Source organism: Chryseobacterium ginsenosidimutans, from assembly GCF_024807225.1.
GTDB lineage: Bacteria > Bacteroidota > Bacteroidia > Flavobacteriales > Weeksellaceae > Chryseobacterium > Chryseobacterium ginsenosidimutans.
In genome coordinates this window covers 2113501-2138208 of sequence record NZ_JANUCO010000001.1, presented here as the reverse complement: position 1 = coordinate 2138208, position 24708 = coordinate 2113501, and the positions used below count along the sequence as shown (strand labels likewise).

Below are 24708 nucleotides of genomic sequence, written 5' to 3'. Positions count from 1 at the left end.
ACCTTGTCAAGGTTTGCGAGTGAAAACCTCATAGGTTTTTGAAACCTATGAGGTTTAGTTATTTAGAGTTCAATCCATTCAAGATTTCAGAGAAGACAGCTTGTGCAGAGAAAATTCGGTTTTTTGCCTGTTGATAAATTATCGAATTTTCACCATCCATTACCTCATCACTTAATTCTACATTACGACGAACCGGAAGACAGTGCATCACTTTTCCCTGGTTGGTATTAGCTAGTTTTTCATTCGTCAACATCCAGCTTTCCTTCACTTCAGGCATTGCTGCATAATCATCAAAAGACGACCAGTTTTTCACATAAATAAAATCCGCATCTTTCAACGCTTCATCCTGATTATGGATTACTTTTACATCTTTCGTGAAATTTTTATCTAAATCATAACCTTCCGGATTAGCGATTACTAGCTCAACATCCATTTCCTGCATCCATTCTGCGAAAGAATTTCCTACCGCATGAGCAATCGGTTTGATGTGAGGTGCCCAGGTTAAAACTACTTTAGGTTTATGTTCTTTTTTCCAGTTTTCTGTAATCGTGATGCAATCTGCCAAGCTTTGTAAAGGGTGACGCGTTGCAGATTCCAGAGAAATAACCGGGACTTTCGCATGTCGCTCGAACTGGCTTAAAATGCTTTCGTTAACATCATCTTCCTTGCTTTTCATTCCTGCAAAACAACGAACGGCGATGATATCACAATATTGATTTAATACTTCAATGGCATCTTTAATATGTTCAACAGTATCACCGTTCATTACAGCTCCGTCTGCAAATTCCAGGTTCCATGCTTCTTGAGCTGCATTTAATGTCAAAACATTTAAACCTAAATTTTGCGCTGCAATCTGGCTGCTCAAACGTGTTCTCAAACTTGAATTTAAAAATACAAGTCCGATTGTTTTTCCTTTTCCTTTCTCGGTTTCCGAAAGAGGGTTTTCTTTAATTTGTAAAGCTTTTTTTATAATTTCCTGTAAGTTTTCAACGTCGCTTACAGAGGTGAATTTTTTCATTTTTTTGAGTATTTTAGCACAAAAGTTTTTTAACACATAAGTTACATTAGATTTAAGTTTAAAAACTTTGAAAATAGTAGAACACATGAGTTGAAAATCAAAGATTTTCAAAATCTTAAGTGAACTTCTTTAACTTTAAATTAAAGTGTTTAAAATTTTTGTGGTTCATTAATTAGAGATTTTCTAAAACAGTTTTTAAAGCACCGATGAATAGATCGGTTTCTTCTTTTTTAATGTTAAGCGCCGGAAGAATCCTTAACACAGCCTTATCATTGGAGTTTCCTGTGAAAATATGATGATTGTACAACAGGCTGTTCCTCACTTCCGAGCAATCCCTATCGAGTTCGATTCCAATCATCAAGCCTTTCCTTCGGATGGTTTTAATATGTGGAAAATCTTTCATTTCATTTTCAATATATTCGCCCATTTCCTGAGCATTTTCGATGAGACTCTCATCTTTCATCACGTCTAATACAGCGATCGCAGCAACACAAGCTAAGTGATTTCCACCGAAAGTTGTTCCCAACAAACCGTTGCTTGCCTGAAATTTCGGGTGAATCAAAACACCGCCAATCGGGAAACCATTCCCCATTCCTTTTGCTGTCGTGATAATGTCTGCTTCAATTCCAAATTCTTGGTGTGCAAAGAAATATCCGCTTCTTCCGTAACCTGACTGAACTTCATCCAAAATCAAAACAGCATCATATTTTCCGCACAGCTCTTTGATTTTAGTTAAAAATTCAACCGTTGGAATCATAATTCCTCCAACTCCCTGAATTCCTTCGATAATTACTGATGAAATTTCGCTTCCTTGCTTTTCAAAAATCGCTTCAAGCTGTTCGATATTATTCCAATCAGATTTAATAAATCTTTCGTCATAGTTTACTGGAGCAACGATTTTAGGATTATCAGTCACAGAAACCGCTGCCGAAGTTCTTCCATGAAACGAACCTGAAAAGTAAAGAACCTTGCTCTTTCCGTTGTGGAAAGAAGCCAGTTTTAAAGCATTTTCATTCGCTTCCGCTCCTGAATTACATAAAAATAAATTGTAATCTTCCAAGCCTGAAAGTTTTCCTAATTTTTCAGCTAATTCAGTCTGCAATTCATTCTGAACCGAATTTGAGTAGAAAGATATTTTATCTAATTGGCTTTTTAATTGACTTTGATAATGCGGATGGTTGTGCCCAATGGAAATTACCGCATGACCTCCGTAAAAATCAAGATATTTTTCTCCTTTATCGTCCCAAAGAAATGATCCTTGAGCTTTTACCGGATTTATGTTAAATAATGGATATACGTTGAATAAATTCATTTTTTAGTTGATTCTTGTTGGTTGATAGTTGCTGGTTTTACAACTTCATTATTTATTATATTTTTCTTTTGTCTTGAAACAAAAGAAACAAAAGTTCAAGACTGGAAACTTTCGCTAAAAAATATTTTTGCTCTCTAAAAATTCTAAAACTTGCGCGAATTTGATATTTGTTCTTCGATTCGACTTTTGTCTCGCGCTTCGAACAGTAGAATTTTCTTAACGTTCACAAATTTATTTTTCTTAACGCTCCATTTTCCTAGGTCGGTTTTACTTTGAGTTTAAAAATTCACAATTGACTTATTGACGATTCACATTAAAATGCAATCGGTTTTAAATTCAATCCTAAATTTTCTTCCCAACCCATTGCAAGATTCATGTTTTGAACTGCCTGTCCGGAAGCTCCTTTTAACAAATTGTCGATCGCTGAGTGAATAACTGTAACATTTCCATTCTTTTCTATATGAATCACACAGCGATTGGTATTGACAACCTGTTTTAAATCAATTGCTTTCTCACTTACCTTCACAAAAGGCGCATCTGCATAAAAATCCCTAAACAATTGCTCAATATCTGAAAGTTCTACATCTGTTTTCACCGTGGAAACTCGTAAAAATCCCTCTCGAAAAATCCCCTCTCCATGGAACAAAATTCAGACTGATTTCATTCGTATTAAAAGAAACTAACTGCTGTAGAATCTCATCTACATGCTGATGTGTCAAAGTTTTATACGCCGAAATATTATCGTTTCTCCAAGTAAAATGCGTCGTTGCCTGTAAAGACTGACCAGCACCTGTTGAACCTGTAATTCCTGTTGTGTAAACTTCATTCAACAAACCTTTTTGAGCTAATGGAAGCAAAGCCAGCTGAATCGCCGTTGCAAAACATCCCGGATTAGCAATACTTTTCGCTCCTGAAAGTTGTTTTTTGTTGATTTCAGGTAATCCGTAGATAAAATCTCTGTTTTCAAAATTACCATCTAAACGAAAATCATTTCCTAAATCGATTACTAACGTATCATCTTTTATATCATTTTGAGTCAGCCAATTCTGACTTTCTTTGTGAGGAAGACATAAAAATAAAATATCTACCTCTTCAGGCTGATCTGTTAAAACCATTTCACAAACCGTCGCTAAATCCGGGTACAAATCTGAAATTTTTGTCCCTGAATTTGAACGGCTATATAAAAAACGCAAAGACACATTGGGATGAAAAGCCAACAGACGAACTAATTCGCTTCCTGTGTAACCGTTGGCTCCGATGATTCCTGCTGTTTTTATTTCTTTTTGATTAATCTCAATCATTTTATATTTCTTTTGATAGGATTTTCATCCTATCCTAATTTAAGTCGTCCTTTCAGGACTCCTATTATTGCGGTGAATTGCGTGCAGCCCGACTTGAGCGGAAATCCTTTTGTGAGGAGGAACGACGAACAAAAGATTGGGAGCGGAAGGCGGATAAGCTGCCCAAATCTTATTTATTTATCTGATGATATATATTTAAGGAATTGCTTACGATTTTCGTGTAGCCTTTCACATCTTCGCCTGTCCAAGCTCTGTTTGCTTCACCGTAGCTTCCGAATTTGTCGGACATCAGATCATGCTTAGATTCAATTCCATTTAAAATAAACCGGTATGGATGAAGCGTTACAAAAACTTTTCCGCTTACTGTTTTTTGAGAATCATCTAAGAAAGACTCGATATTTCTCATCACAGGATCTAAAAAAAGTGCTTCGTGAAGCCAGTTTCCGTACCAATCTGACAGTTGGGATTTCATCATTTGTTGGTATTTTGAAAGCGTATGTTTTTCCAATAAATGATGTGCTTTGATAATCACAGATGCCGCTGCTGCTTCAAATCCTACTCTTCCTTTAATTCCCACAATCGTATCTCCAACGTGAATATCACGACCTATTCCGTACGCAGAAGCTAATTCTTCAATTTTTTGAATCGCATACACAGAGTGTTCAAAATTCTCTCCGTTCACGGCTATAACCTCCCCATTTTTGAACTCAATTTCCAGTTCTGAAGGCTGAGTTTCTTTAATTTGAGAAGGAAAAGCATCTTCGGGAAGATAATTTCTTGAAGTCAAAGTCTCTTTTCCGCCAACTGAAGTTCCCCAAAGTCCTTTATTTACAGAATATTGTGCTTTTTCAAATTCCATTTCGTAGCCGTGGCTTTTCAAAAACTCGATTTCTTCTTCACGAGATAAAGACATATCACGAATTGGCGTAATAATTTCTACATTTGGGCACATTACCTGAAAAATCAAGTCGAAACGAACCTGATCGTTTCCTGCTCCCGTACTTCCGTGAGCAATCGCATCAGCATCAATTTCAATGGCATATTTTGCAATTTCCTGTGCCTGAATTGTACGTTCAGCGCTTACAGAAAGAGGATACGTATTATTTTTCAAGACATTACCAAAGATCAAATACTTTACACAAGAATTGTAATAATCTTCCTGAGCATCAACGCACCTGTATTCTTTCACCCCAAGATTAAAGGCTTTTTTCTCCAGCTCTTTTTCCTCTTCTTTAGAAAAACCTCCGGTATTTACAGTCACTGCATATACTTCATATCCAAGTGTTTCACTCAAATATTTGGCACAGTAAGAGGTATCGAGACCTCCGCTAAACGCTAAGATTACTTTCTTGCTCATTTTGATATTGATTTTCGGGTTGATAATTCTCAACACCATTTACTTTATTATTGTCGGGAACGAAAAGCATTGCCGTGCAAAGGCAGTTTTTGCGTTCTTTTTTTATTAAAATTTCATAATTCACACAGCTTTTGCAACCGTTCCAGAATTCTTCATCCTGCGTTAATTCAGAATAAATTACAGGTTTGTAACCCAAATCACTGTTGATTTTCATTACCGCAAGACCTGTCGTTAATCCAAAAACTTTTGCAGTCGGATATTTATCTCTGGATAATTGGAAAACTTTATCCTTAATTAAAGTTGCAGCTCCTCTTTCCCTGAATTTTGGAGAAACGATTAACCCTGAGTTTGCCACAAACTGACCATGTGACCAAGTCTCTATATAGCAGAAACCTACCCATTCTCCGTTTTCAGTGGCAACCACAGCATTACCATCCGAAATCTTTTTACTTAGATATTCGATAGACCGTTTTGCAATGCCCGTCCCTCTTCGCTGTGCAGAATCATACATTTCCTGCTGTATTTCACTCACATACTTTAAATGTATGGATGAGGAAACTTCTATTTCCATTTATTTATCTGAATTTTTTGGCAAATTTAAAGCATAACATCTTAAAAAACCAAATAAAAAAGATATTATTTTTGTTTAAAATAAATATACAGGTAAAATTATCTTTACATTAAATTAATATTTTGCTAAATTATTATATATTTGCTAAAAAGATATAGTTATGGAAACTCACTGTCCGAAATGCCACAGCAATACAATTGTAAAAAGCGGAATTATTAATGAAAAACAACGTTTCCATTGTAAGGATTGTAACTATTATTTTACCGTTAAAAAACTTGGAAAGCAAATTGACGATTACTACGTAACAAAAGCACTGCAACTCTATCTTGAAGGTCTTAGTTACCGAGAAATAGAAAGAATTATCGGCGTTTCTCATGTTACGATAAGTTCGTGGATTAAGAAATACAATATCATAAGACCTCCTCATTCCGAATTCCATCCTGTTTATAAAATATTAAAGCAAAACGAACTGATCGAATACATCGCCAAAGAAGAAAACATTAAAAATTCAGGGTTAATTATTACTCAGTTTGCTGATAAGTATATGCTGATAAAATGGGAGCGCTTCAAAAAATAAGCTTCTAATTATCAGTTATTAGTAATTTTAAACAAATTCCTATAAATCAAATATTTAAATTTTAAAAATAATTAAAAATCAATATTTTTAGAACTCATAATTCATCATTTAAAATTCATAACTATAGTATTACCATTAATATATATTAAATTTTTATAACTAAATTATTAATTACAATTTGGCTTTCACAAAAAACCAAGCCACAAATTGATAATTTATGAAGAAAATACTCACATTTATTGGATTAGCTTTAATCAGTAATTCTTTATATTCACAAGGCTCTCCCGACTATGGAAATGGGCTAAAAATTAACATTAATCAACAAGGCGATAAATACGTCAGATTTATTTTATGGGATCAGTTTTGGTTACGAAACACGCAAATGAATCCCGGAAGTATGGTCGGCGGAGAACCAACCGACAATTCTTGGAGCTTAGGAAACCGTAGATTGCGGGTTTTGGCCTATGCTCAGATCTCCAAAAGATATATGATTCTTGCGCATTTTGGAATTAATAATCAGACATTTATCAACGGAGGCGGTTCGGGAACTACAGGAACGGGAGGTTACGGAAACGGCAAAAAACCACAGATGTTTTTTCATGATGCATGGAATGAATATGCCGTTATTTTACCCGGAGAAGCAGGAAAATTCAGTTTATCTTTAGGAGCCGGATTGCATTATTATATGGGACTTTCGCGTATGACCATGGGTTCTACATTGAATTTTTTAACGGTTGATTCTCCTATTTTCACTTGGCCTTTGATTGATAATTCCGACCAGTTCGCAAGACAATTGGGAATGTTCGCCAAAGGGAAGTACGGGAAACTAGAATATCGTTTTAGTTTAAACAAACCTTTTGCAACAGATCTCGTTCCGGTAAATGTCACAGATCCCGCAAAAGCCGTCGCAGTCGATAACAACGGAAATCCGAACTTTTCAAAAGCAGGTTACGTTGAATATCAATTTTTAGATGAAGAATCGAATACGCTTCCTTTCAAAGTGGGTTCTTATTTGGGAACGAAGAAAGTTTTCAACTTGGGAGCCGGATTTTATCACCAAAAAGACGGAACGAGAACTTCCGTTAATTCAACTGTAGAAAAACATGATATTACACTCGTTGCAGTCGATGCTTTTGCAGATATTCCGCTGGGAAATGCTAAAAATAAAATGGCTGTTTCGGCGTATGCAGGATATTACAACTATCAATTCGGTCCGAATTATATCAGAAATTTAGGCATCATGAACATCGCTTCATCTGACCCTAATTTCATCGGCAACAAAGCCATCGCAGGAGCAGGAAATCTACAGCCAACCATCGGAACAGGGAATATTATCTACGCTCAAGCCGGTTTATTATTACCGAGTCAGTCAGAAAAACCGAAAATCAGAATTCAGCCATTTGCAGCGTATACGCACAAAAGTTTTGAAGCATTTGAGAAATCTTCATCGCAATTTGATGTCGGAGCGAACTGGTTTATAGACGGTCATCACGCAAAAATAACTACACAATATTCAACAAGACCGGTGTATACAAGTCCGACGGAAAGCCCTTCATCAAAAGGGGAATTCATTGTGCAATTCCAGATTTATTTATAAAATGTAAACTTTAAGAAAATTAAAAATCGATTAGATTTTGTTTAAAATCGCAAAGACGCAAAGCTTTTTAAAACTTAATGTTTTTAAGGCGCAAGAAAATCAAAGATTTTCAGAGAAATATACTTTATAAATTTTATCTCCGATAAAATCTTTGCGCCTTACAATATAAAACATCTAAAAACTTCCTTGCGTCTTTGCGATTTTAAATAATTCAAAACAAACTAGAAAACTCAATATCAATTTAAACTAACATTAAATCAAACAATATGAGCGAAAATCATCACGATGCCTACGAAAATATGACCGAAAAGCAGAAAAACCGCACCATCTGGAGCGTCATCACTGCTTCATCACTCGGCACATTAATAGAATGGTACGACTTCTATATTTTTGGAAGTTTAGCCATCGTTTTAGCAACCAAATTTTTCCCATCAGATAATCCTACCGCAGCATTTTTATCTACATTAGCAACTTTTGCCGCCGGATTTGTGGTAAGACCTTTCGGAGCCCTATTCTTTGGAAGATTGGGAGATATTATCGGAAGAAAATATACGTTTTTGGTGACTTTATTAATTATGGGATTCTCAACATTTCTCATCGGTTGTATTCCAAGTTATGAAACCATCGGGTTTATGGCGCCGGTTTTAGTTTTAATATTAAGATTATTACAAGGATTAGCTTTAGGCGGCGAATATGGCGGAGCAGCGACTTATGTTGCAGAATATGCACAACCCCACAGAAGAGGTTATTGGACTTCGTGGATTCAAACGACGGCTACAGCAGGACTTTTCATTTCATTAATCGTCATTTTAATTACAAAAAGTACACTTTCAGCAGACGAATTTGATAATTGGGGATGGAGAGTTCCTTTCTGGATCTCTATTTTAATGGTGGGCGTTTCTTATATCATCAGAAAAAACATGAAAGAATCTCCGCTTTTTGCAAAGGCTAAAAGTGAAGGGAAAACTTCAAAAAATCCTTTAAAAGAAAGTTTCGGGAATAAATTCAACTTCAAATTTGTTTTATTAGCATTATTCGGAGCCGCGATGGGACAAGGAGTAATTTGGTACACAGGACAATTCTACGCCATGAGTTTCCTTCAAAAAGTAATGAATGTAGAATCTGCACAGGTCGATAAATTAATGGCAACTGCTCTATTAATGGGAACCCCGTTCTTTGTATTTTTCGGCTGGCTTTCTGATAAAATCGGACGAAAAGCAGTAATGATGACGGGAATGCTCGTCGCCATTTTAGCATACAGACCGATTTATGACTCTATGTTTAAAAGTGTTAGTCTTGAGAATAAAACTGTCGCAGCCAACGGAATTACAGAAAAAAGAACCGCAAAAATTCATAAAGATATTGCGACTGACAGTTTGGTGACTTTCCACAAAGAAACATTGTACACAGACGGAACTTTAATTAAAAAAGACAGCGTGGTTCACTGGTCTCCAACCGGTCCGGTAATGAAAGACGGAAAAGCAGAAGAACCGAAAGTTTCTCAAACCATAAAATTAGAAGACCATACAAAATGGTATCTGGTATTTTTAGTGTTCATTCAGGTGATATTTGTAACGATGGTTTATGGTCCGATTGCCGCTTTCCTTGTCGAAATGTTCCCGGTGAGAATCCGTTATACATCGATGTCTCTGCCTTATCACATCGGAAACGGAGTCTTTGGAGGATTACTTCCGGCAGTTGCAACCTATTTGGTAACCACAGGAAAAGAAGCAGGACATGCAACATGGTATCTCGAGGGACTTTGGTATCCGATTGGAGTTGCCGCAGTGTGTTTATTGATCGGATTATTTTATCTTAAAAATAAGAACAATAATATTCACGATTAAGCATTCAATCACTTAAATTTTTATTAATTTTAAAACTACTAAAATGAACGGACTAAAAAAAATATTAGGCATTCTTTGGATTGCAGTTGCTTTGGTTGTAGGCTATTTCGGGACAACCGTTTTAGGAATTCCGAAAATCACCTCAGGAAAGCAGGAAGACCTTGTTTTCGGGATCATCATTCTGTTTGTATTGATGCCGATTATCTCAGGCGGAATGGCAATTTTCGGCTACTATTCTTTAACGGGAGAATATTCTGACGACAAAGTTTAAATAAAATATGTTAGTGATAATTGGCGGATGCATCTGTCCGTCAATTATCTTTTATATCATTATGAAAAAAAGGCACGAACAAAAGCTAATCATCCTGAGCATCGGACTTCTGATTGCATTCAGCATTCCTGTTTCATTGTTGTTTAACAGTGAAAAAGAAGTTTTTGGCTACCCGATGATTCTGATTTATATTTTCGCTGTCTGGATGGCTTCCATCATTATCTCTTTTGTAATCGTAAAAAAATATGATGAGTAGTTTCGCATTATTTTTTGTGGTTTTGTTTTATCTGGCACTTTTGTTCTTAGTCGCTCATTTGGCGGAGAAGAAAAAGAGCAAGCTTTGGATCAACAATCCCTACATTTATGCCCTGTCTCTCGCGGTGTACTGCACAGCTTGGACGTACTACGGAAGCATCGGAGTTGCAGCGACAAGCGGACTCAATTATCTCCCAATCTACATCGGTCCCATTATGGTAATTCCTGCATGGATCTACATTAATACCCGAATTGTAAGAATCGCAAGAGTGAATAAAATAAGCAGTGTTGCAGATTTTATTTCGTTGAGATATGGTAACAGCCGAAGCTTCAGCGCGATCATTACGATTGTCTGTCTTCTGGCGATTGTTCCTTACATCGGCTTACAGATTAAGGCCATTTCAGAGACTTTTCACTTGGTGACAGAAACGCCAATGTCAAAAGATATATTGACGGATAATGCAACGTTTGTAGTTGTATTAATTGCGTTATTTGCTTCGTATTACGGCACAAAATATGTCGATGCTTCAGAAAAACGTTTGGGAATTATTTCAGCAATCGCTTTGGAAAGTTTTCTAAAACTTTTTTTCATCATCATTTTAGGAATCTTCGTTATTTATTTCGTTTTTGATGGATTTTCAGATATTTATGAAAAGGCAAGCAAATTTGAAGATTTTAAACAAAAAAATACATTCAACGGGACTGAAGGTGCAATGAACTGGATGGTTCTTTGTCTGATTTCGGGAACAGCAATTTGTATTCTTCCAAGACAGTTTCACACGGCAATTGTTGAAAACAGACAGGAAAAACACATCAAAACTGCGATCTGGTTTTTTCCGCTTTACTTATTGATTTTCACTATATTTATCTTTCCGATTGCGTGGGGAGGAAGACTTATTTTTAATGGACAAAATGTAAATCCTGAGTTCTACTCTATTTTAATTCCGCAACATTTTGGGAATACATGGATTACCGTTTTCGTTTTTCTGGGAGGTTTAAGCTCGTGTATTTCAATGATTATCATTTCTGCAATTACTTTATCCATCATGCTTTCCAACAATTTGATTATTCCGTACGGTTTATTAGGAAAATTTAAATCTGAAAATGAAGTTCAGAACACCAGAAATATCACTAATATCAGGAAATTCAGCATTTTCGCATTGATTATCATGGCATTTACCTTTTATAAATATTTCATTCTTAAAACCTCGCTGGATTCAGTTGGATTGATTTCCTTTGTCGTGATCGGACAATTAGCACCTGCTTTTTTCGGAGCCATATTCTGGAGAAGAGGAACTTATAAAGGCGCCGTCATTGGATTATTGGCAGGATTGGTCATCTGTTATTTCGGGTTAATCATTCCGCAATATTATTTTTCTTACAATCAAGAACTTAAGGGGATTTTACGAGAAACATATAACTCTTTTGATTTCTTTAAAATTTCTTTTTTGGGAAGAATTCCGCAGATTTTCTTCTGGTCGATGTTGGTGAATACAGGTTTATTTGCCATAATTTCTGTCAGTGTAAAAGGAAATTATCGTGAAAGAAACTTCGCCGAATTATATGTAGATATCGATAAATACATTCAAAATCACGAAAACGCTTTTATCTGGCGCGGAACAGCTTATGTCTCAGACATTAAGAACATTTTGGAACGTTTTTTAGGCAAAACAAAAACCGAACAGGCATTACGTATTTTTAATCTCAAATATAATATTGATTCTCAAACAGAAACAGCCGATTCAAGATTTATCAAATTCTCCGAAAACCTTTTGGCAGGAAGAATCGGGACGGCTTCTGCAAAAATTTTAATTGAAGGCGTCACGAAAGAAGATAAAATATCTTTAAAGGAAGTTTTAAATATTTTAGAAGAATCCAAAGAAAATATTACGCTTAATAAAAAGCTGACGGAACAATCAGTAGAACTGCAAAAACTGTCGAATGATCTGAGAAAAGCCAACGAGAGTCTAATCATTAAAGACCATCAAAAAGATGATTTTCTGGATTCCGTCGCCCATGAATTGAGAACTCCGATCACCGCAATTCGTTCGGCGGGAGAAATTCTGGCAGATGACGACGATATTCCTTTAGATATCAAAAGAGAATTTTTAAATAACATCATCACAGAATCGGACAGATTAAGCGAAATCATCAACGACATTTTGTACTTGGATAAACTTCAACATGGTGAAATTGCTTTAAATATTCAGGAAAATAATATTATTGAAACGTATAAAAAAGCATTAAATCCATTGCTGCATTTGATTCAACAAAAGAATATTCATTTAAGTGAGGTCAATCTTCTGAATCAATTTTTGTTTGAATATGACGAAGCGAGGATGATTCAGTTGTTTCAGAATATTTTAGGAAATGCTTTAAAATTCACTGATGAACAGGGAACGATTCAGGCTAAATTATCTGAAAAAGAGAACCAATTAATCATTAAAATTTTCAACACCGGAAAACATATTCCCGAAGAAGATCTGGAAATGATTTTTGATAAATTTTACCAGTCTAAAAATCAAAACATTCTAAAACCGACAGGAAGCGGACTAGGATTGGCAATTTCAAAGAAAATTGTAGAAGCGCAAGGCGGAACGATAAAAGCGGAAAACAGCGGATTAGGCGTAACTTTCACCATTACCCTTCCCGAAAAAATAAAAGAGAATAAAAATGAAGTTGAACATATTTAAGACACCTTATGAAAAAGATAGTTATTGCAGATGATGAGCACAAAATATTAATGTCACTGGAATACAGTTTCAAGAAAAACGGCTACGACGTATTCATCGCAAGAGACGGAACCGAAGTCTTGGAATTTCTAAAAACCATGGTTCCGGATGTCATTTTACTCGATATTATGATGCCGAATCTTGACGGTTTCAGCACACTGGAAATCATTAAACAAGACAAAAAACTAAAAGACACAAAAGTCATTTTCCTGAGTGCCAAAAACAATCCGAAAGACATTGAAAAAGGGTTGGAAATGGGAGCTGATGCGTATGTTACAAAACCTTATTCGATAAAAAAACTGATGCAGCAGATTGAGGAAATGTTTTGATAAAAGATCCAAAATATAGCATTTAGTTTGTCATTCAGAACGAGGCAAAGCGGAGTGAAGAATCTATTACGATTAAATAGATTTCTCCTTCGTCGAAATGACAAAATGCACAAAAACCAAATGCAAGACACAAAAATTAGTATGGATATAGATACACTTTTTAAAAGAAGCATAGAAGATAAAGAGAATTTCTGGAAAGAACAGACTCAGGAAATCGACTGGTTTGAATTTCCCACACAGATTATTTCGAAAGACGAAAATGAGTATACCCAATGGTTTTCCGACGGGAAGCTGAATATGTGCTATTTGTGTATCGACAAACACATTGAAGACGGTTTCGGAGAGCAAATTGCGATTGTTTACGATTCTCCGGTAACCAATCAGAAGAAAACCTACACTTTCAATCAAGCGAAAGAAGAAATTTCAAAATTAGCGGGAGGTCTGGTGTCTTTAGGCTTAAAAAAAGGAGATACAGCCGTTATTTATATGCCGATGATTCCGCAGACACTTTTTGCAATGTTGGCTTGTGCGAGAATTGGCGTGATTCACAATGTGGTTTTCGGAGGTTTTGCTCCCAATGAATTGGTCGTGAGAATCGACGATTGCAAACCAAAAGCGTTAATTACAGCAACAGCCGGAGTGGAAATCGCGAAGAGAATTCCGTATTTACCATTAGTTGAAAAAGCAATTGAACTGGCTCAGGATAAAGTCGAAAACATTATCGTTTTCAACAGAAAATTAATTGATAATCAACATGAAATGTTCGATGGATTGATTGATTACGAAGATCTTGTTCAAAAATCAGAACCCGTTGATTGCATTTCGGTGGAGTCGACTCACCCACTCTATTTATTGTACACATCCGGAACTACAGGAAAACCGAAAGGAATTACCCGTGATACAGGAGGTTATGCCACTGCTTTGAAATTTTCTATGAAATATATTTATGGGATTGAACAGGGAGAAACGTTTTGGGCAGCGTCTGATTTTGGCTGGGCAGTCGGTCATAGTTTTTCGGTGTACGGACCGTTAATTAATAGAAATACGACGATTATTTTTGAAGGAAAACCCATTATGACACCAGATGCAGGAACGTTTTGGAGGATTATTTCTGAGTATAAAGTTTCTGCGATGTTTACCGCTCCGACAGCGATTCGTGCCATTAAAAAAGAAGATCCGAACGGAGAATTGGTCAAAAAATATGATTTAAGCCACTTCAAAAAGCAGTTTTTAGCGGGCGAAAGATGCGATGTTTCGACGTTGGATTGGTTTGCAGAACATATTGGAGTTCCTGCGATCGACCATTGGTGGCAGACAGAATCGGGTTGGCCGATGTTGGGTTTAATGACTTTTGATGAAAATTATAAGATAAAAAGAGCTTCTGCCGGAAAACCGATTCCGGGATATGATATTAAAATTTTTGATGAAAATGGCTACGAACTCGATGCGCACCAGGAAGGATATTTAATTATAAAACTTCCGCTTCCACCGGGAGCTTTGCTCGGAATTTGGAATGATAATAACAGATTTCAAGACAGTTATTTATCACAATACAAAGGCTATTATTTCTCCGGAGATGGCGCGATAAAAGATGAGGACGGCTACATTTTCATTACAGGAAGAGTTGATGACGTGATTAATGTTGCAGGACACCGACTTTCGACTTCTGAAATGGAAGAAATCGTTTCCTCACATCCCGATGTTGCAGAATGTGCAGTTGTAGGAATTGATGATGAATTAAAAGGACAAATTCCTTTTGCCTCGGTGGTTTTAAAGAATGGCTCGACTATTTCCGAGAAAAATTTAGAAAAAGATATTGTAAAAATGGTTCGTGAAAAAATAGGTGCAGTTGCCTGTCTTAAAAACGTAATGACCGTAAAACGTTTACCTAAAACACGTTCCGGAAAAATTTTAAGAAAACTGATCAGAACCTTGTTAGACGGAAAAGAATTTCAGATTCCGTCGACGATTGATGATGAAAAAATCATTGAAGAAATTCAGCAAAAAATCGAGGAATATAGGGCTTAAACAAGAAATTAAACATAAATTTAAATAACAAAAATTCAAACTTCAAAAACGAAAGGGATATGAGAAATTATCAGATAGAAGATTTACCGCATTATTTTGAAGAATATAAAAAATCGATCAAAAATCCCAAAAAATTCTGGGACAAGATTGCCGATCAAAACTTTGTGTGGTACCAAAGATGGAGCAAGGTCGTAAAATATGATATGACCGAAGCCAAAATCGTTTGGTTTAAAAATGCAAAATTAAATATCACCAAAAACTGCTTAGACAGGCATCTTTCCGTAAGAGGCGAAAAAACCGCTATCATCTGGGAACCGAATGATCCAAAAGAGGAAGCACAACATATTTCTTACAACGAATTATACACAAGAGTCAACAAAACCGCCAATGTTTTAAAAGACATGGGCATCGAAAAAGGCGACAGAGTCTGCATCTACCTTCCGATGATTCCAGAATTGGCGATTACGATGTTGGCTTGTGCAAAATTAGGTGCTGTTCATTCTGTTATTTTCGCTGGATTTTCCGCTTCTGCCGTTGCTTCAAGAGTGAATGATTGTGAAGCTAAAATGGTAATTACTTCAGACGGAAGTTACAGAGGAAGCAAGGTTTTAGATCTAAAAAGTATCGTTGATGAAGCACTGGAAAAAACTCCGACTGTTGATAATGTTTTAGTAGTAAAAAGAACGCACAACGAAATCAAAATGAAGGAAGGAAGAGATCATTGGATGGCTGATTTGTATGAAAAAGCTTCTCAGGATTTCGTGACCATTATTATGGATGCAGAAGATCCGCTTTTTATTCTGTACACTTCCGGATCTACAGGAAAACCGAAAGGAATGCTTCACACTTCTGCCGGTTATATGGTGTATACGGCTTATACTTTTAAAAATGTATTTAATTATAAAGAAAACGATGTTTATTGGTGTACTGCCGATATTGGCTGGATTACAGGGCATTCGTACATTCTTTATGGACCACTTTTAAACGGTGCAACAACCGTAATTTTTGAAGGCGTCCCGACGTATCCTGAACCAGACAGATTCTGGGAAGTTATTGAAAAACATAAAGTTACTCAATTCTATACTGCTCCAACTGCCATTCGTTCATTAGCGAAAGAAAGTGCAGAATGGGTTGATAAGCATGATTTAAGCACATTAAAAGTGATTGGTTCGGTTGGTGAACCTATTAATGATGAAGCTTGGCATTGGTTTAACGATCATGTCGGAAAGAAAAAATGCCCGATTGTAGATACTTGGTGGCAGACTGAAACGGGAGGAATTATGATTTCGCCACTTCCTTTTGTGACTCCTACAAAACCGACTTACGCTACGCTTCCTTTACCGGGAATTCAGCCTGTTTTGATGGATGATAAACGCAATGAAATCTCAGGAAATCAAGTGACAGGAAATCTTTGTATCCGTTTTCCGTGGCCGGGAATCGCAAGAACAATCTGGGGCGATCACCAAAGATATAAAGAGACCTATTTCTCAGCTTTTCCAGGGAAATATTTCACTGGTGACGGCGCTTTGAGAGATGAAGTCGGATATTACAGAATTACGGGTCGTGTGGATGATGTGATTATCGTTTCAGGACACAATTTGGGAACGGCTCCTATTGAAGACAGCATCAACGAACATCCTGCTGTAGCCGAATCTGCGATTGTTGGTTATCCTCACGATATCAAAGGAAATGCTTTGTATGGATTTGTTATTTTAAAAGATTCCGGAGCAGACAGAAAGCAGGAAAATTTGGTAAAAGAGATCAATCAATTGATTTCAGATCAAATCGGACCGATTGCAAAATTGGATAAGATTCAGTTTGTTTCCGGACTTCCTAAAACACGTTCAGGAAAAATTATGCGTAGAATTCTGAGAAAAATTGCGGAAGGAGATTTCAGTAATTTCGGAGATATCTCTACTCTTTTGAATCCTGAAATTGTTGAGGAAATTAAAAATGAGCGATTAGATTAAAGATATTCTAAATATCAAGATCAATAGGAACGGGCATGTCATCCTGAACTTGTGGAAGGAAGCCCGTTTTTTTCATTTAATACCAATAATTGGCTTAGCCAAAACTTACATTTTATAAAAAAAATCAAACATACACTTAATAGACATCCTCAACAATTTTAACTAAATTTTATAGATAAAATATTAAATTAACATATTTTTTAAAATAATATCAACATATTCGGAATTTATTTATTATCTTTAGATACAAATTAAAACTATTGCTTATGTCAAATATATTAGCTGGATTATTTGAACTAAACAGCGATTATAAAAAATTAGAAGCCGATCTTGAAAGTTCAGGTTTCGAAAATTCAGATTACATTGTATATCTTGATAACGGAAAACACAACGCTCAATATTTGGCAAGTGTTTCTGTAAAAGATAATAACCAAACGGATAATGCACAAAATGTTTTTAACCAAAATTCTGTTTTAAAAACATTTATGTTTGAGAATATGAGCATTGAACAAGCCCATTATGATAATCTAAAAAGTTATATTGATGCAAGATGCAAAGCAGAAATCCACAACAGTCCTGATGTAAGGATAAAAGCCTCTACAGCGGGAATGGATTCTGAAGTGAAATTTTAAAACAAATTTGAGAATAAAAATTAATAACCGAAATCCGTAGAACCCTCTACGGATTTTTTACTATTTGAAAAGTCCTAAAAATTTCGTATTTTCGTCTAAATATAGGCTTTTACACAAATGAGTTACGACTTAGAACAGGAAAACAAGGAGATCCTTGCAAGATATAAAGATCTGATCTCTAATACATACCGGACTTTGGATGAGGAAAATAATAAACTTATCCGAAAGGCTTTTGATATTGCATTAGACGCCCACAAAGATCAAAGAAGAAAATCTGGTGAACCATACATTTACCATCCCATTGCTGTTGCCAAAATTGTAGCAACGGAGATTGGTTTGGGTGCAAATTCTATTGCGTGTGCGCTTTTGCATGATGTTATTGAAGATTCAGATTATACTTATGAAGATCTAAAGAAGATTTTTGGTGAAAAAATAGCCAACATCGTGAATGGATTAACGAAAATTTCCATCATGAACCACCAGAATATTTCTGTACAGTCTGAAAACTACAGAAAGCTGTTACTTACTCTTTCTGAGGACTTTAGGGTTATTTTAATTAAAATTGCAGACCGTCTTCACAATATGCGTACGCTGGAAAGTATGGCTCCTGATAAGCAGAAAAAAATTGCTTCGGAAACGGTTTACATTTATTCTCCAATGGCGCACCGTTTGGGTTTGTACAATATCAAATCTGAGCTTGAAGATTTATCTTTAAAATACAATAATCCGGATATTTACAACGAAATCACGGAAAAACTAGAACTCGCTAAAGAAAACCGTGAAAGATATATTGAAGAGTTTAAAAAAGAAGTTTCCGAGAAATTAGACGAGGAAGGATTAAACTTTAAAATTAAAGGTCGCGCGAAAGCCATTTCTTCGATTTACAGAAAAATGCTGAAACAAGGCGTTTCTTTCGAAGAAGTTTTCGACAATTACGCGATCAGAATCATCTATAAATCTGATGCGAAGAATGAAAAATTCCTTGCCTGGAAAATTTATTCGATCGTAACGGATGTTTACCACAGTAACCCATCCAGAATGCGTGACTGGATCACTCAACCGCGTTCTACAGGCTATGAAAGTCTACATTTAACCGTTCTTGGTCCGGATCGAAAATGGATCGAAGTACAAATCCGTTCCGAAAGAATGGACGAAATTGCAGAAAAAGGGGTTGCAGCGCACTACAAATACAAAGAAGGCTACAAACAGAGTTCTGACGATAAAAATTTTGAAAACTGGGTAACAGAAATTCGTGATGTTCTGGAACAACAGCAAGACCTTTCTACGTCTGAATTGTTGGATAATATTAAACTTAATTTATACTCAAAAGAAGTTTTCGTATTTACACCAAAAGGGGAAATTAAAATTTTACCGACCAATGCAACGGCTCTCGATTTCGCCTTTTCTGTTCACTCCGATTTGGGAATGAAGTGTTTAGGTGCCAAAATCAATGGTAAATTGGTTCCGATTTCTTATGTTCTTCAAAATGGGGATCAGATCGATATCCTTTCTTCTCAAAATCAAAAACCAAAATCTGACTGGCTGGAATTTGTCGTTACTTCAAAAGCCAAATCGAAGATTAAAAGTTATTTAAATTCCCAGAAAAATCAACTGGTAGAAGACGGAAAAGAGATTCTTCAGAGAAAACTTCGTCATGCAAAAATTAATTTTAATGATGAAGAAATCAATAAACTTCAAAAATTCTTTAACCTTAAAAGCTCACAAGAATTATTCTTAAAATTCCAAAGTAATGAACTGGATGCGAGTAGTTTAAGAAAATATCTTGAAAGCAAAAACGTATTTAATAATTTACTTTCGAGATTCAGAAAATCTCCGACGAAAAATACGGCTTATATAGAACCGAAAGAGCAGAATCTCGATATGATCGTCTTCGGAAAAGATGAGGAAAAACTGAATTACAGCTATGCGAAGTGTTGTACGGTAATTCCGGGAGATAAAATTTTCGGTTTCATCACTATTTCAGACGGAATTAAAGTTCACAGCGACAATTGTCCGAACGCGATCAACCTTCGTGCGCAATACGATTACAGAGTAATCCCTGCAAAATGGGTGAATGCGGAAAGCTTCAAAAACAGAGTAAAAATCGAGATTGAAGGGCTTGACAGAATGGGAATGATTAATGATATTACCACCGTCATCAGCGGATCGATGGGAATGGATATGAAAAGTATGTCGATTGAATCAAACGACGGAATTTTTACAGGAAATATTATTCTTGAGGTAAAAAATAAAAGCCAGTTGGAACAGACATTTAAAAAACTTAAAGACATCAGCGGCGTTTCAAGAGTGGTGAGAATACAATCTTAAAACATGAATTTAACACTTTATTTTAAAAAATTTTTACACAGCAATCAATCTTCAGGAATCCTTCTGATTTTCTGTGTTTTATTATCTTTATTAATTGCTAATTCTTCTCTATCGGAAAATTTTCAGCAATTTTTAGATAATGAGATCGGAACCGAGATATTCCATCTGAAATATCCCATAAGCATCTGGATTAATGATGGTTTTATGGCTGTTTTCTTCCTTTTGGTAGGATTAGAGATTAAAAGAGAAATGGTGGAAGGTGAACTTTCATCTTTCAAAAATGCGTCGCTTCCTATTTTTGCGGCGATTGGCGGAATGGTGGTTCCGGCAATTATTTTCACTATTTTCAATTTTGGAACGAAATATGGAAACGGTTGGGGAATTCCGATGGCGACGGATATTGCGTTTTCTTTAGCCATCATTTCCATGCTAGGGAAAAAAATCCCTAATTCTATTAAACTTTTCCTTGCCGCATTGGCAATTGTTGATGATTTGGGAGCTATTTTAGTGATCGCTATATTTTACACAGATCAGATTCATTGGGTGTATTTATTACTATCTTTTGCGGTTACCGGTTTATTATTTTTATTAAATTTCTTAAAAGTAACGAAAATTATTTTCTATATCATTCCTGGATTATTTTTATGGTATTTCCTTCATCACTCGGGGATTCATGCTACAATTGCGGGAGTTTTACTGGCATTTTCAATTCCTACCAACGTTTTGCATGTTGAAATTTCACCATTGGAAAAACTGGAACATAAACTCCATTTTCCGGTCAACTTTTTAATCATGCCGATTTTTGCGTTAACCAATACCAATATTACTTTTACCAATGGGATGATTTCAGGGTTGACAAGTACGCTGGGATTGGGAATTATCGGAGGTTTGGTCTTAGGAAAACTAATTGGAATTAATGTATTCTCTTTACTCGCTATTAAATTAAAAATAAGCTCATTACCACAAAATAGTTCGTGGACACAAATGTTCGGAGTAGGATGTTTGGCAGGAATTGGTTTTACGATGTCGATTTTTATCGCATTGCTTTCTTTTAAAGACGAAATTAAAATTCAGGATGAAGCCAAATTTGCCATTTTAATTGCTTCATTTTTGGCAGCCGTTTTAGGTTTTGTAATTTTGAGTATCACTTCTAAAAATCAAATGATGAAGGAGGAAGATTAATGTTTTTTATCTTCATTATTAAATTTCCATTTGTGATCATCATCGCTTTCCAGATTGGGTTCGGAACTTTTTGATTGATAGCCTTTTGCTTCTTTTTTAAGTTCGTCAGATAAAAGTTTTTCAATCCTCAGTTTTCGGAGTGCCATATTCAGTTCGTTGCCGAAAAGAAGGAGATAAACGTTTACATTTACCCAAACCATCAGAAGAATCATACTTCCGATCGATCCGTAAAGAACGTTGTATCGGGCAATATTTTTGACATAAATCGCAAAACCGTAAGTCGTCACCACAAATAAGACCGTCGTTAAAATCGCACCCGGAATCGCCTGACGGAATCTTGCAATTCGCACTGTTCCCAACCAATAAAAAAGAGTTAACAATATAAAATAAAACACCGGAAAAGAGACGAATCCAATGATTTTCGAAAGGTTGTTCACGAGCCAGGAAATATCATAAACCGGAGTAAATAATTTCAAAACAACTTCAGAATAATAGACTCCAAAAAGTGCTAAAAATACAATGGTAATAAACCCGATGGTAATAAAAAACGAAAGGATAAATTCTTTGACATCGGTCATTTTTTCATCCGTATTTTCATTAAATCCATTGATTAAAGAAAATGTTCCGTTGGTGGCAAAAACGAGTGCTAAAACGATTGTTAAGTTACTGATTCCCTTCATATTAGGAATAATATTGTTTTCAATATAGCCTCTTACGTCATTTTCCATTTTTGCAGGGAAAACATTATGAATCAACACTTCAAAAATATAGAACTGCAGCTTGTCGTAGTGTGGCATATAAGGCAAAACCGACAAAAGGAAAAGAAGAAAAGGAAAGAGACTAATGGTAAAACTCCACGAAATGGCAGCGGCTTTACGACCTAATTTTCCTTTAAAAATCCCTCTGATGTAGATCTGAAACATCTGCCAAAGCGAAATTCCCAATACAGGAATATGTATATCATCAAAGAATTCTTGAACTTTCAAGATAAATTTAGGAAGCTTTATATCCATTTTTACTTTAAGATATTATCTATTTTATCAAAGTTTCTGTTTGCAAATGTAGGAGAATTAAATCGGAAACCAACTCCTACTCTGAACAGCCATTGCGTTGTTGAATAAAAATTCTCATTGGAGCTGTTGATCCAGTTCAGTTGAGTACCGCCTCCAAAAAACCATTTTCCGTTATCATATCCTATTCTTGCGTTGGAATATACACCGACATTAAACTCATGAAAATCTTCATCTATCAATTTTGAATAATAAAATTCGGGATAAACTTCCACGATCGCATACCAATTATTTTTAATCTTTTTCTGCACTCCTCCACCCTATCTTAAAGCAATTCTGATATCTTTTGAAGGCGAATCATCCTGAGTTTCATTAAAAATTTCGCCCTGATAAATTGTTTTATTAAGGTCACTGAGAATATTATACTGGTAAAATAAACCTGTACTCAATACAAAAACATCTTTCAGCGGTTGATAACTCATATTGTTGAAGCTTCTGTAATCCGTTTTATTTCCCAACCACAAATAGCTCGTTTCTCCTTTAAAAGAACGGTATTTTGCATCCGGAAACTGCAGATAACCTTCCTGATTATAGTCATTTCCATACAACAAACGCATGAATTCTTTGGTATCCTGAAAATACAAACCTTTCACTTCACTAAAATAAATATACTGTCTGAGTTTTGGACTTAGAAAAAAATTAAATCCGAAATTAAAATATTTTGATTTGCCTTTTTCCGGATCATCATTGTTGATTCTCGTCAGTTTCGGAGCAAAAGAAAAACTGATATCCAACCAACGGTATCGCAGGAAAAATTCGGTATAAAAAGCATCATTCGGTCTTAACCGAAAAATTTTATCCTGATATAATAAGCCAAAAGTATTGTGAAGGTAGCTCAATCCGGTAACGACTGAAATTTTATTTTTATCCTCTTCGATATATTTTTTCATCTGATCGTCATTAATTTCCTGGCTATAAGAAATCAATGATAAACATAAAAAAATACAAGAAGGGATTTTTGCATTCATATGATCGATGTTATCACAAAAGTAATGATTTTTTTAAACTTAGCGTTTGTTTAAATTGATTCAAACACACTGCTTGTTTTTTGACGCAAAGCTTTAATTTAATACTATTTATTATGAAGAGAGCAAAGATGAATCAACAAATTGATTTGATGAAGTACTGTTTTCAAGCTTCGCGAAGCAAATTTTATTGCCTTTGATTTCAAGATAATGCGGAATGTAAATATAATCTTGGTGTTAAAAAAAATAATGAAAATTTAAACAGCCTCTATAATCATTCTAAAATCTCCACAGATTATGACTTTCTCTAATTTATGAATATCTTTGACGCTTAAAATATGTAAAGACAGAAAATGCAGATTAATTTGCTTTGTATTGGTAAAACGGACGATAAAGAAATCACTTCTTTAATTAATTACTACCTGAAACGCCTTCCCAAACACTGGAATTTTGAAATTATCGAGATTCCTGACGTAAAAAATGCAAAAAATCTGTCTCCTGATCTTCTGAAAAAAGAAGAGACAAAACTATTTATGAATCACATCGACAGAACTGATCTTGTCATGATTCTGGACGAAAAAGGAAAGCAGTTTACCAGCAGAGAATTTGCACAAAAAATAGACAGCTGGATGAATTCTTCAGTGAAAAAAATTCATCTTCTGATCGGTGGAGCGTACGGATTTTCTGAGGAAATCTACACCAGAGCCAACGAAAAAATGTCATTATCTAAAATGACATTTACGCACCAGATGATCCGGTTATTTATCGTTGAACAATTGTATCGCGCTGACCAGATTTTACAGGGAAAACCTTATCATAACGATTAACATTATTCTTTACTTTTTACATTAATCTGTCTTTTTGCTTCCCCCACCACAAAAGCAACGGAATTGGCAATATTAAAACTTCGGATCAGCTTAGACATCGGAATGGTTAAATGATTTTCAAAACGGTCTAAAACGTCTTTGCTCAAGCCAACACTTTCTTTTCCGAAAACCAACCAATCACCGTCCTGAAAATCTGTTTCCAGATAAGATTTCTGAGCATGCGAACTCATCAGGAAAACACGCGACATATCCGGAATTATTTTTATCCATTCATCCACATTTTCATATTCGGTAACATCGAGATGCACCCAATAATCCAATCCTGAACGTTTAAGGTTTTTATCATCAATGACAAATCCAAAGGGATGAATTAAGTGTAATTTACTTTCTGTTCCTACACATAATCTTCCGATATTTCCTGTGTTATTTGGTATTTCGGGTTCTACAAGAACAACGTTTAACATGAATAATTTATATTGTTTTTAAATGATTTTCTCTGAAAATCTTATGATGATGATTAATGTTTTATCTTAATTTTC

General features: G+C 35.4%; 21 protein-coding genes and 1 pseudogene. 13 read left to right on the top strand and 9 right to left on the bottom strand.

Annotated features, from left to right (window positions below):
* Positions 1-58: 58 nt before the first annotated feature.
* From J3D55_RS10150 to J3D55_RS10130, 5 genes and pseudogenes are all read right to left on the bottom strand, one after another.
* Entirely contained in the window at positions 59-1018 is a 960-nt protein-coding gene (locus J3D55_RS10150) for an N-acetylornithine carbamoyltransferase (protein WP_259130796.1), read from the bottom strand.
* Positions 1019-1190: 172 nt separating this feature from the next.
* The gene (locus J3D55_RS10145) at positions 1191-2330 is read right to left on the bottom strand and encodes an aspartate aminotransferase family protein (RefSeq protein WP_259130794.1); all 1140 of its coding nucleotides are present in this window, start codon (positions 2328-2330) and stop codon (positions 1191-1193) included.
* A gap of 313 nt (positions 2331-2643) precedes the next feature.
* Positions 2644-3631: pseudogene (argC, locus tag J3D55_RS10140) on the bottom strand (N-acetyl-gamma-glutamyl-phosphate reductase).
* 169 nt (positions 3632-3800) lie between these two features.
* The gene (gene argG, locus J3D55_RS10135; protein WP_259130792.1) at positions 3801-4988 is read right to left on the bottom strand and encodes an argininosuccinate synthase; all 1188 of its coding nucleotides are present in this window, start codon (positions 4986-4988) and stop codon (positions 3801-3803) included.
* Positions 4960-5559, bottom strand: coding sequence for a GNAT family N-acetyltransferase (locus J3D55_RS10130; protein WP_259130790.1), 600 nt, complete (start codon positions 5557-5559; stop codon positions 4960-4962). Before J3D55_RS10130 ends, argG begins: the two co-directional genes overlap by 29 nt.
* A 160-nt stretch (positions 5560-5719) precedes the next feature.
* On the opposite strand from J3D55_RS10130, the gene J3D55_RS10125 reads away from it, so the two are divergent.
* From J3D55_RS10125 to nhaA, 12 genes are all read left to right on the top strand, one after another.
* The gene (locus tag J3D55_RS10125; protein ID WP_259130788.1) at positions 5720-6136 is read left to right on the top strand and encodes an IS1/IS1595 family N-terminal zinc-binding domain-containing protein; all 417 of its coding nucleotides are present in this window, start codon (positions 5720-5722) and stop codon (positions 6134-6136) included.
* 217 nt (positions 6137-6353) lie between these two features.
* Positions 6354-7733: a porin gene (locus J3D55_RS10120; RefSeq protein ID WP_259130786.1), complete on the top strand. Its 1380-nt coding sequence runs from the start codon at positions 6354-6356 to the stop codon at positions 7731-7733.
* Between the two features lie 266 nt (positions 7734-7999).
* A complete protein-coding gene (locus J3D55_RS10115) occupies positions 8000-9580 on the top strand; it encodes an MFS transporter (protein ID WP_259130784.1) in 1581 nt (526 codons plus the stop codon).
* Between the two features lie 43 nt (positions 9581-9623).
* Complete coding sequence (locus J3D55_RS10110; RefSeq protein WP_259130782.1) at positions 9624-9851, top strand: DUF6814 family protein; 228 nt, start codon at positions 9624-9626, stop codon at positions 9849-9851.
* Between the two features lie 7 nt (positions 9852-9858).
* Positions 9859-10107: a hypothetical protein gene (locus J3D55_RS10105; RefSeq protein ID WP_310466884.1), complete on the top strand. Its 249-nt coding sequence runs from the start codon at positions 9859-9861 to the stop codon at positions 10105-10107.
* A complete protein-coding gene (locus J3D55_RS10100; RefSeq protein WP_259135080.1) occupies positions 10100-12799 on the top strand; it encodes an ATP-binding protein in 2700 nt (899 codons plus the stop codon). Before J3D55_RS10105 ends, J3D55_RS10100 begins: the two co-directional genes overlap by 8 nt.
* 8 nt (positions 12800-12807) lie before the next feature.
* Positions 12808-13167, top strand: coding sequence for a response regulator transcription factor (locus tag J3D55_RS10095; RefSeq protein WP_259130781.1), 360 nt, complete (start codon positions 12808-12810; stop codon positions 13165-13167).
* A 141-nt stretch (positions 13168-13308) separates the two neighbouring features.
* The gene (locus J3D55_RS10090) at positions 13309-15195 is read left to right on the top strand and encodes an AMP-binding protein (protein ID WP_259130779.1); all 1887 of its coding nucleotides are present in this window, start codon (positions 13309-13311) and stop codon (positions 15193-15195) included.
* A 59-nt stretch (positions 15196-15254) separates the two neighbouring features.
* On the top strand, positions 15255-17165 hold the full coding sequence (acs, locus tag J3D55_RS10085) for an acetate--CoA ligase (protein WP_259130777.1): 1911 nt from the start codon (positions 15255-15257) through the stop codon (positions 17163-17165).
* A 266-nt stretch (positions 17166-17431) separates the two neighbouring features.
* Positions 17432-17797: a hypothetical protein gene (locus J3D55_RS10080; protein ID WP_259130775.1), complete on the top strand. Its 366-nt coding sequence runs from the start codon at positions 17432-17434 to the stop codon at positions 17795-17797.
* 117 nt (positions 17798-17914) lie between these two features.
* Positions 17915-20125: a RelA/SpoT family protein gene (locus tag J3D55_RS10075; RefSeq protein WP_259130773.1), complete on the top strand. Its 2211-nt coding sequence runs from the start codon at positions 17915-17917 to the stop codon at positions 20123-20125.
* Positions 20126-20128: 3 nt separating this feature from the next.
* Positions 20129-21307: a Na+/H+ antiporter NhaA gene (gene nhaA / locus J3D55_RS10070; protein WP_259130771.1), complete on the top strand. Its 1179-nt coding sequence runs from the start codon at positions 20129-20131 to the stop codon at positions 21305-21307.
* Here the strand turns inward: nhaA and J3D55_RS10065 are convergent.
* Genes J3D55_RS10065 through J3D55_RS10055 form a run of 3 tightly spaced genes read right to left on the bottom strand, consistent with a single transcriptional unit; the run spans position 21304 to position 23345 of the window.
* The gene (locus tag J3D55_RS10065) at positions 21304-22320 is read right to left on the bottom strand and encodes a YihY/virulence factor BrkB family protein (RefSeq protein ID WP_259130769.1); all 1017 of its coding nucleotides are present in this window, start codon (positions 22318-22320) and stop codon (positions 21304-21306) included. The genes nhaA and J3D55_RS10065 overlap by 4 nt on opposite strands.
* 2 nt (positions 22321-22322) lie before the next feature.
* Entirely contained in the window at positions 22323-22628 is a 306-nt protein-coding gene (locus J3D55_RS10060) for a hypothetical protein (RefSeq protein WP_259130767.1), read from the bottom strand.
* 9 nt (positions 22629-22637) lie between these two features.
* The gene (locus J3D55_RS10055; RefSeq protein ID WP_259130766.1) at positions 22638-23345 is read right to left on the bottom strand and encodes a DUF4421 family protein; all 708 of its coding nucleotides are present in this window, start codon (positions 23343-23345) and stop codon (positions 22638-22640) included.
* Positions 23346-23695: 350 nt separating this feature from the next.
* On the opposite strand from J3D55_RS10055, the gene J3D55_RS10050 reads away from it, so the two are divergent.
* Positions 23696-24169, top strand: coding sequence for a 23S rRNA (pseudouridine(1915)-N(3))-methyltransferase RlmH (locus J3D55_RS10050; RefSeq protein WP_259130765.1), 474 nt, complete (start codon positions 23696-23698; stop codon positions 24167-24169).
* Positions 24170-24171: 2 nt separating this feature from the next.
* On the opposite strand, the gene J3D55_RS10045 is transcribed toward J3D55_RS10050, so the two are convergent.
* Positions 24172-24633: a tRNA (cytidine(34)-2'-O)-methyltransferase gene (locus J3D55_RS10045; RefSeq protein ID WP_259130764.1), complete on the bottom strand. Its 462-nt coding sequence runs from the start codon at positions 24631-24633 to the stop codon at positions 24172-24174.
* Positions 24634-24708 lie beyond the last annotated feature (75 nt).

Excerpts from the sequence above, each read along its gene's own strand:
- J3D55_RS10065 (WP_259130769.1), bottom strand. The coding sequence starts at position 22,320 with ATGGATATAAAGCTTCCTAAATTTATCTTGAAAGTTCAAGAATTCTTT.
- J3D55_RS10130 (WP_259130790.1), bottom strand. The coding sequence starts at position 5,559 with ATGGAAATAGAAGTTTCCTCATCCATACATTTAAAGTATGTGAGTGAA.
- J3D55_RS10145 (WP_259130794.1), bottom strand. The coding sequence starts at position 2,330 with ATGAATTTATTCAACGTATATCCATTATTTAACATAAATCCGGTAAAA.
- J3D55_RS10150 (WP_259130796.1), bottom strand. The coding sequence starts at position 1,018 with ATGAAAAAATTCACCTCTGTAAGCGACGTTGAAAACTTACAGGAAATT.
- J3D55_RS10080 (WP_259130775.1), top strand. The coding sequence starts at position 17,432 with ATGTCAAATATATTAGCTGGATTATTTGAACTAAACAGCGATTATAAA.
- J3D55_RS10055 (WP_259130766.1), bottom strand. The coding sequence starts at position 23,345 with ATGAATGCAAAAATCCCTTCTTGTATTTTTTTATGTTTATCATTGATT.
- J3D55_RS10090 (WP_259130779.1), top strand. The coding sequence starts at position 13,309 with ATGGATATAGATACACTTTTTAAAAGAAGCATAGAAGATAAAGAGAAT.
- J3D55_RS10050 (WP_259130765.1), top strand. The coding sequence starts at position 23,696 with ATGCAGATTAATTTGCTTTGTATTGGTAAAACGGACGATAAAGAAATC.
- J3D55_RS10110 (WP_259130782.1), top strand. The coding sequence starts at position 9,624 with ATGAACGGACTAAAAAAAATATTAGGCATTCTTTGGATTGCAGTTGCT.
- J3D55_RS10095 (WP_259130781.1), top strand. The coding sequence starts at position 12,808 with ATGAAAAAGATAGTTATTGCAGATGATGAGCACAAAATATTAATGTCA.
- J3D55_RS10075 (WP_259130773.1), top strand. The coding sequence starts at position 17,915 with ATGAGTTACGACTTAGAACAGGAAAACAAGGAGATCCTTGCAAGATAT.
- nhaA (WP_259130771.1), top strand. The coding sequence starts at position 20,129 with ATGAATTTAACACTTTATTTTAAAAAATTTTTACACAGCAATCAATCT.
- J3D55_RS10100 (WP_259135080.1), top strand. The coding sequence starts at position 10,100 with ATGAGTAGTTTCGCATTATTTTTTGTGGTTTTGTTTTATCTGGCACTT.
- acs (WP_259130777.1), top strand. The coding sequence starts at position 15,255 with ATGAGAAATTATCAGATAGAAGATTTACCGCATTATTTTGAAGAATAT.
- argG (WP_259130792.1), bottom strand. The coding sequence starts at position 4,988 with ATGAGCAAGAAAGTAATCTTAGCGTTTAGCGGAGGTCTCGATACCTCT.
- J3D55_RS10105 (WP_310466884.1), top strand. The coding sequence starts at position 9,859 with ATGTTAGTGATAATTGGCGGATGCATCTGTCCGTCAATTATCTTTTAT.
- J3D55_RS10120 (WP_259130786.1), top strand. The coding sequence starts at position 6,354 with ATGAAGAAAATACTCACATTTATTGGATTAGCTTTAATCAGTAATTCT.
- J3D55_RS10045 (WP_259130764.1), bottom strand. The coding sequence starts at position 24,633 with ATGTTAAACGTTGTTCTTGTAGAACCCGAAATACCAAATAACACAGGA.
- J3D55_RS10115 (WP_259130784.1), top strand. The coding sequence starts at position 8,000 with ATGAGCGAAAATCATCACGATGCCTACGAAAATATGACCGAAAAGCAG.
- J3D55_RS10125 (WP_259130788.1), top strand. The coding sequence starts at position 5,720 with ATGGAAACTCACTGTCCGAAATGCCACAGCAATACAATTGTAAAAAGC.